Origin of the sequence: Micromonospora craterilacus, assembly GCF_003236315.1 — a bacterium.
GTDB classification, from domain to species: domain Bacteria; phylum Actinomycetota; class Actinomycetes; order Mycobacteriales; family Micromonosporaceae; genus Micromonospora; species Micromonospora craterilacus.
Map to the genome: position 1 here is coordinate 1 of NZ_POTY01000302.1, position 7,320 is coordinate 7,320.

Below are 7,320 nucleotides of genomic sequence, written 5' to 3' on the forward strand. Positions count from 1 at the left end.
GGCCATCGCAGTGGGGGCCGATGGCGTCGAGGAGGGTGGGATCGTCGTCGAGGCTGACGGTGTAGAGGCCGACGCGTGCCTTTTCGGTCTGGCTCGGGGGAGGGAGGGCGAGCCGGTGCGGCACGCGGGTCAGCAGCTGCACGGCGTCTTCCATGACGTAGCCGATGGGGCCGGTGTCCGGCGAGCGGAAGGTGGCGCCGCTGGTGGAGTGGGTCTTGGCGACCCAGCGGGCGGCGTGGATCTCGTCGGCGAGGACGACGAGGCAGCCTTGGTCGCGGGCGGTCGGGGAGGCGGCGGTGTGGATGGCGGCGAGGAGGTTGGCGGGGCCGTCGGCGCCGGCCAGGGTGGGGTTACGCATCGCGCCGGTGACGACGACGGGTTCGGGTCGTTGGTGGAGCAGGTCGAGTAGGTATGCGGTTTCCTCGATCGTGTCGGTGCCCTGGGCGACGACCACTCCGGTCGCGCCCTCGGCGAGTTCTCGGGTCGCCGCGCTGGCGAGCGCGGTGACGTCGGCGAACGTGAGGGACGCTCCGGGGCGGCGGCGGAAGTCCATTACCTCGATGTCGATTCCCGCCGAGGCCAGCCCTGGTACGGCGTCAACCAGGTCGCGTGCGGACAGGGTGGGGCTGACGCCTTCGCCGGTGCCGCTGGTCATGGCGATCGTGCCGCCCAGGCCGAACACCACCACCCTCAGCGCAGGTGTTGTCGGAGTGGGGGACACGGGCGGGTCCTTTCGGCGGTCGCGGCTGATGGTCGGGCTGGAGCCTATTACGGCAGGGTGCCGATGAAGCGGCATGCCTGGTCGACGCCGTCGAGGGAGAGGAGACGGCTGCGGGGCTCGGCGAGGCCGGCGAAGCCGTACTGGCCGAGGTCGGCGCAGCGGCTTTGCAGCCAGTGCCAGTCGAGGGCCAGGTAATCGGCCAGGTGGCGGAGCCGTCCGGCGGGCGTGTCGTCGGCGGTCACGGAGTGGGCGTGCACGTCGCCGAGGGCGTCGCGGTAGGTGGCGATGGTGTTGCGGTGGTCGGTGACGTCGACATGCCAGACGTCGTCGGCGCGAATCCAGGTGGCGATGACGGCGCGCTGGTTGTCCATGACGAGTCCGGGCAGTGTGGCGTACTCAGGGTCGTCCGTGACCGCGGTGCGGATGCCGAGGGATTCCATCAATGCCATGGCAAGCAGCAGCAGGATGCGTTCAGATGTCGATGAGGCGGTCACCGTGCGCGCGGGAAGGCAGAACATCCTGGTCATCGGCTGTGCGGTGCTGCGGAACCGGTCGGCGGTTTCGCGCAGGTACCGCAGCTTGTGGCGGAACAGCAGCCATGTGCTGGCTTCCTCTCCGCGTTGCTCGCGTGTCCAGTAGACGGGCACGTCGGACAGGAGGTGGTAGTGGCGGCGGATGTGGTCGGCGCAGAATGTCGATCCGATCCACAGCCGTGACACCGGGTCCAGGTCTTCGGCGATGTCGCGGCTGGCGGCAGATGCGGTCATGCCCCTGTATGGGGAGGCGGCGGTGTGGGCGGCGTCCAACCGGGCGTCGTCCAGCAGTAGCGACAGGTCGAGGTTCGCTACCGCCCACAGGACCCCGGCGGTGATCGCGTCGAGCTGGTACACGCGAGGGATGAGCAGCCGGGCGTCCCTGCCGGCTCCAACAAGGTGCCGGCACGCCCGCCGAGAGTCCAGCGCGAAGACATCGACACGATCCGGTGCGTCAATATGGCCAAGGATGAGTCGCCGCTGAACCGGCCGGCGCCACCTCTGTTCCGTGTCGGCCAGGGTGATCGTGGCGAGAACGCGGCCGTCATCGACCGCGGGGTACACCTCGACGTCGATCGTCGCGCCGGGAAAATGCTGTCCTTGCGGGGCCGAGATCGTCTGGCACAAGGAACGGTCACCGTCGGGCAGCAACTGGCGTCCAGGCGTGGGAGTACCGAGTTGCAGAAGGTCTCCGGTGGGAAGCAGGTCGGGCCGTGGACCGGACTGGGCGATCTGCCCCCGGTCAATGGTGTCCGTCCGCGTTCTGCCGGAGCGTCGAGGGCTGTAGAGGTCGAGATCGGTGTCGGTGGCGGCGCCGAGAACGAGGCGCAAGGCGGCACGGCGTTCCTCGCTGGGCCAGCGGTGCTCCCCGCGTTCGAGTTTGCCGATCCATCGGGAGTCGACGTACAGGGCGGCGAGTTTCCGGCGGGGGTAGAGGCAGTCGAGGGCCGAGTTGACGGCATCGGCCAGCTCGGTCCGGGATATGCGCTGCCCCGGCCGCCGGGGCGATGGCAGACCGGCACGTCTCTCGGCGAGGAGCGTGTTCGGCGTGATCAGCGCGTCCGGATGACGAGGCACTGGCGCCTCCTCTCCGTGGACGAGATTGGACTCAATGCCGATGCGTGCTCGGTGAGCGTCTGAGCCGAGGCCGTACCAGCATCGCGCCATTCGCTGCCGCTATCGTGATGGCGAGCACACTCAGGGTCAAGGAAGCCCTGGGCGGCGCCGTCGAGGCAAGCGTCGCGAGCCCCACAAGCCCGGCGCATCCCGCCCGGGTCGTGTCGCGGTGAAGGTGCTGATCCTCGGTTCACTCCATGGCAGTCGGGGATTCGAATCCGCCCAGGCGAATGCCGTCCATGAAGGTGTGCCACTGTTCCGGGGCGAACCGCAGCACCGGCCCGGCCGTGTTCTTCGAGTCGCGCACCAGGACCGGTTCGTGGGTGTGGGCAACCTCGACGCAGTTGCCGTCGTCGCTGCGGCTGGACTTGCGCCAGGTGGGCTGGGATTTCATACCGAGACTCCTTCGGTGGGTGTCAGGTTCTCCGCCGCAGCGCGGAGGAGACGGATACTCGATTCGGGTGAGAGTGCGGCGGCCTTGAGCCGGCTGTGCAGGTTTAGGTAGGGGGCCAGCTCGCCTGGTTCGGTGTGGATCACGTCGTGGGTGAGGGTGTCGACCGCGACGGCCTGTAGGCCCTGCGGGTCACGGTAGCGGTAGATCGAGTACGCGGACCGGGGAGCGCTGTGACCTCGGATCGATGCCTCGAGGGGTAGCACCTGGACGGTCACGGATGGGTGGTTCACGCACACGGTGACGACATGCTGGAGCTGCTCGGCGACGACTGCGGGGTCGGCGGCGCGTCGCCGGATCGCGATCTCATCGATGACGGCGTCGTAGCGTGGCCCGCCTGCGGCGAGCACCTGGCTCTGGCGACGAGTGCGGGCGGTGACCGCGGCGGCAGGGTCGAACCTGTCGCCATGGCGGGCGGGATCGCTGCGCAACCGCGCGTCGGCGAACGCCGGCGTCTGGAGTAGGCCGGGGATCAGGGTCATGGCGTACTCGACGATGGTCCGGGTGCCGCTTTCCAGGTCGGCGTAGATGGCCTGCCGGATGCCCATCCGTTCGGCGTCAGCCGCCCACCAGCCGCGAGCCCAACCGTCAGCTGCGGCGTCCATGATGGCTGTCCGCCGGTTCACGCCGACCGCGAGGTAGTCGCAGATCCCGCTGACGAGGTCGATGTCAGGGCCAAGGTGTCCGTTCTCCAGCGCGCTGAGTTGCTGCCGCGGAAACCCCACGGCACGGGCGATCGACTCGCCCGTCACGCCATGCTCCTCTCGCAGGCGGCGGATCTCACGTCCGAGCCATCGTCGGCGCACATAAGGACTGGGGCGATTCACCGGCAGCCTCCAGGGACCACTCATGCCCGGTCGACGGTTGGTCGGCTGGGGTGAGGTCAATGTAACCCCGCCAACCCGGCGCACGATCTTGGCGCAGCTGACCGTCCGACATGTTTCCGCAGGTCACCTCCTGGTCGGACCGCAAGTCGGCACTCGAAGTCGGACCGAAGGTCGGCATTCCCAGCTCCGCGCCGTTCCGTGATCGTTGACTCGCAACGAGCTATCCGTCAATGCCAGGCAGGTGCGCGAGGAGAGGTGAATGCGCCGGATGAAGTGGTTCCTCCCGGCCGACGACCGGCCGTTCAATCCTCTCGGCTGCCCCTCCTCAGGTAGCAGAGCCGACGCGAGGTCCCTCGAAGGGCGTGCGGACGGTCCGACGCCGACCCGCGCAACCCGAAGCTCCGATCTCGTCGAGACCAGCGGCCCACCCGCTCTGGCCATGCGTTCCGCGCGTTCCCAGGCCCCTTCACTGCATGGCCCTCGCAGGCCCTGCCCGAAGGAGGCCGTCGCCCCAGGAGTAGCCGGGCCGATGATCGATCCAGCGCAGGCGCTCCCAGGTGCCCTCGCCGCGTACGACCGCGCCGCCAACCGCTCCTGGTGGACACGGCCGTGAACCGTAGCCCTCAGCCGCTCCCGGATATGGCCGCGGGCACCCTGCTCCGGCTGGAATCGGGCGACTGGTCCTACGGACGTGACCTCACCCCGGGCACTCCCGTGGCCGTCATTTTGGCGAGTGTCCGCGACTTGCCTAATCGCAGCGACGAGTGGGTCTGGGTACTCGGCCACCGACCCGAATGCGAGTACCCACACGTCGACCTACACCCGCCGTGCATGGAGGTCCGCGTCAATGTCGCCGCACTGCACCGCCAGTCGGCGCCATGACAGCACCGACGACAGCGACCGGCGAGTGGACCGCGCTTCGAGCCGGCGCGCAACACCGTGCTTCAGCACCGCAACGACGGCACCTGCCTGCACTGCCAGGACGACGGATGCGGGCAACACCCCTGGGCGATCGAGGAACTCGCCCGCCACCCGGGTGGCCATGAACTCCTCCGGAAGCTCGGGCTCCCAACTCCCTTTGACCCACCGACTCAGGAAGGCCAGCCGCGGTGAACACCACACCCCCCGGCGCAGCCGACGAGTACCCACTACACCTGCGAGAGCACCCAGCACCAGTTGAGCCGACTCGGCCGGTACGCGCCATCGGCAGCGCCGCCGCGCAGGCCATGCGTCTCGCGGACGAGTTCTTCTACCTGGCGCACGACGACCAGACCGGGCGCCCCCGCCTGTTCGAGTCCGCGACGGCACACGGCCTGGCCGCCGCGCTGCTCGGCGAGCTGTACGGCGAGGGTCGGGTCACGTTCGAGGGCCGGCACGTGCGGGTTGTCAACGCCTCGCCGCCGAAGGACTGGCTGCAACACCTCGTCCTCGACCGCCTCGTCGCCGAACCGCGTCACACCGCGACCCGCACGTGGTTGGCGTTCCTCGGTACCACCGCCTACGAGCAGGTCGCAACCCGCATGTGGCAGCTCGGGCTGCTCCGGCTGGAGCAGGTCGGCCGGCTGTGGCGCCAACGGACGGTGTACGTCCCCACCGACATGAACACCGCCGCCTGGTCGTGGGCCCGCCTCTCCTTCCAACTCCGCAACTACCAAGCACTCAACGCTTTCGACCTGACCCTCGCCGGTCTGGCGGCGCACACCCAGCTTGATCCGATTTTGCTCGACGGCACACCCCTCGCGACCCGCGCGTTCCTGCGCCAGCAGATCGAGCACGCTCCCCTGCCGGTCCGCGATCTCCTCGCCGACCTCGGTGCCGTCGTCGGCGGCGCCGTCCTGAGTCACCGCACCTCCTGAGTGCGGCCCACCCCCCATCCATCCCTCTTCGCTGAGAGAGAACCGATGTCTCACTCGAAACCCGACACCGTGTCCGCCGTCCTCGCCAGGGGGCGGCTCGGTATCCCGTCGGTGGTGTTCTTCGTGATCGCCGCCGCCGCGCCGCTCACCGTCGTCGCGGGCGGTGCGACCACCGGGTACGCGGTCACCGGCGTCACCGGCATGCCGGTGTCGTACCTGGTCGTCGCGGCGGTGCTCGCGTTGTTCGCGGTCGGCTACGTGGCGATGTCGCGGCGGATCGTCAACGCGGGCGCCTTCTACACGTACGTCACTCGTGGACTCGGCCGCCCGGCTGGCGTCGGAGCGGCGATGGTCGCCCTGCTGGCGTATAACGCGATGCAGGTCGGACTCTACGGTGGGGCCGGCGCGGTCACCGCGCAGTTCCTGAACGACCGGTACGGCTGGCAGCTCACGTGGTGGGTGTGCGCCCTGGCGGTGTGGGCCATCGTGGCGGTGCTCGGGGTCGCACGGATCGACCTCAACGGGCGGGTCCTCGCCGTCGTGCTGGTCGCCGAGTGCGTCGTCGCGCTGGCCTTCGACGCGATCATGGTTACCCATCCGGCCGACGGGACCGTCAGCTTCGACACCCTCGCACCGTCCCACGTGTTCGCCGCCGGCATCGGCGCGGCGCTGGTCACCGCCATCACCGGGTTCGTCGGTTTCGAGGGGACCGTGGTCTTCTCCGAGGAGACGAAGGACCCTCGTCGCACTATCGCCCGCGCCACCTACATCGCCGTAGCGGTGACCGGCCTGCTGTACGGGCTGTCCGCGTGGGCGATGTCCGTGGCCACCGGCCCGGACCGCATCGTGGAGGCCGCCCGCGCCGACGGCACCGATCTGATCTTCAACCTGGTGTCCCCGTACCTGGCCGACAGCATCGTCACCGTCGCCCGGGTCCTGTTCATCACCAGTTTGTTCGCCGCGCTGCTCAGCTTCCACCACACGGTGGCCCGGTACCTGTTCGCCCTCGGCCGGGAACGGGTCCTGCCCGCCGTCTTCGGCCGCACCAGCCGCCGCACCGGCGCACCCAAGGTTGGCTCCCTCGTCCAGAGCGGCCTTGCGCTCTGCGTGCTGGTCGCCTACGCCGTGGCCGGGGCGGATCCGATCGTGCACCTGTTCTTCTGGGTCACCGTCACCGGCGGCCTCGGGGTGCTGATCCTGATGACCGTCACCTCCGCCGCCGTCATCGGCTTCTTCGCCCGGACCACCCACACCGAAGGACCCTGGCGCGCGCTCATCGCACCCATGGGTGCCACGCTCGCGCTCGGCGGGATCCTCACCGTCACCCTGCGCGAGTTCGACACCCTGCTCGGCGTCGCACCCGACTCGCCACTGCGCTGGGCGTTTCCCGCCGCCTACGCCGCCGCCGCACTCTTCGGCATCGGGTGGGCGCTGCTCCTGCGCGCCACCAACCCCGACGTGTACGCGGCGGTGGGCCTGGGCGCGGACAGCGGCACCGGACCGTTGCGCGCCCCCGATGTCGTCCGTCAACCAGCCTGACCTGGGAGCTGCCGTGACCACCACCAACGACAATCTGCTCGTCCGCCTCGCCGCCGAGGCCGACGCTGGGCCACTGATCGGCGTCCTCGCCGAAGCGTTCCACGACGGACCCCTTGCCGACTGGCTGATCCCCGACCCCGACGACCGTCGCACCGTCTACTACCGGTACTTCACCGACGCCTTCTATCACGGCCTGGAGCGCGGGCAGGTGCACACCACCGGCGACCGGTCCGCCGTCGCCATCTGGTACCCCCGCCTCGAACCCACCCCCACCGAC

8 protein-coding genes and 1 pseudogene are annotated in these 7,320 nt (G+C 69.5%); 4 read left to right on the forward strand and 5 right to left on the reverse strand.

From position 1 onward, the window contains the following. A partial coding sequence (locus tag C1I95_RS30335) for an asparaginase (RefSeq protein ID WP_438941351.1) occupies positions 1–721 on the reverse strand: 721 nt, incomplete at its 3' end. A gap of 47 nt (positions 722–768) precedes the next feature. Next, positions 769–1,905, reverse strand: a complete 1,137-nt coding sequence (locus C1I95_RS30340) for an XRE family transcriptional regulator (protein WP_146605900.1) — start codon at positions 1,903–1,905, stop codon at positions 769–771. A gap of 27 nt (positions 1,906–1,932) precedes the next feature. Between C1I95_RS30340 and C1I95_RS37385 the strand changes: the two genes are divergently transcribed. Then, positions 1,933–2,394: a hypothetical protein gene (locus C1I95_RS37385; RefSeq protein WP_146605901.1), complete on the forward strand. Its 462-nt coding sequence runs from the start codon at positions 1,933–1,935 to the stop codon at positions 2,392–2,394. 166 nt (positions 2,395–2,560) lie between these two features. Here C1I95_RS37385 and C1I95_RS30345 read toward each other — a convergent pair whose 3' ends face one another. The 3 genes from C1I95_RS30345 to C1I95_RS35450 form a co-directional block, all read right to left on the reverse strand. Further along, a complete protein-coding gene (locus C1I95_RS30345; RefSeq protein WP_111219046.1) occupies positions 2,561–2,764 on the reverse strand; it encodes a DUF397 domain-containing protein in 204 nt (67 codons plus the stop codon). After that, a complete protein-coding gene (locus tag C1I95_RS30350) occupies positions 2,761–3,672 on the reverse strand; it encodes a helix-turn-helix domain-containing protein (RefSeq protein WP_267900728.1) in 912 nt (303 codons plus the stop codon). Before C1I95_RS30350 ends, C1I95_RS30345 begins: the two co-directional genes overlap by 4 nt. 792 nt (positions 3,673–4,464) lie before the next feature. Further along, entirely contained in the window at positions 4,465–4,692 is a 228-nt protein-coding gene (locus C1I95_RS35450; protein ID WP_158566498.1) for a hypothetical protein, read from the reverse strand. A 65-nt stretch (positions 4,693–4,757) separates the two neighbouring features. Here C1I95_RS35450 and C1I95_RS30365 point away from each other — a divergent pair, with 65 nt between their 5' ends. From C1I95_RS30365 to C1I95_RS30375, 3 genes and pseudogenes are all read left to right on the forward strand, one after another. Further along, complete coding sequence (locus C1I95_RS30365) at positions 4,758–5,504, forward strand: GOLPH3/VPS74 family protein (protein WP_111219050.1); 747 nt, start codon at positions 4,758–4,760, stop codon at positions 5,502–5,504. A gap of 45 nt (positions 5,505–5,549) precedes the next feature. Continuing rightward, positions 5,550–7,043 (forward strand): APC family permease, encoded by a 1,494-nt coding sequence (locus tag C1I95_RS30370; RefSeq protein WP_111219052.1) that lies wholly within the window; start codon positions 5,550–5,552, stop codon positions 7,041–7,043. Between the two features lie 13 nt (positions 7,044–7,056). Beyond that, positions 7,057–7,320 (forward strand): annotated as a pseudogene (locus C1I95_RS30375) (GNAT family N-acetyltransferase); the annotation flags it as partial.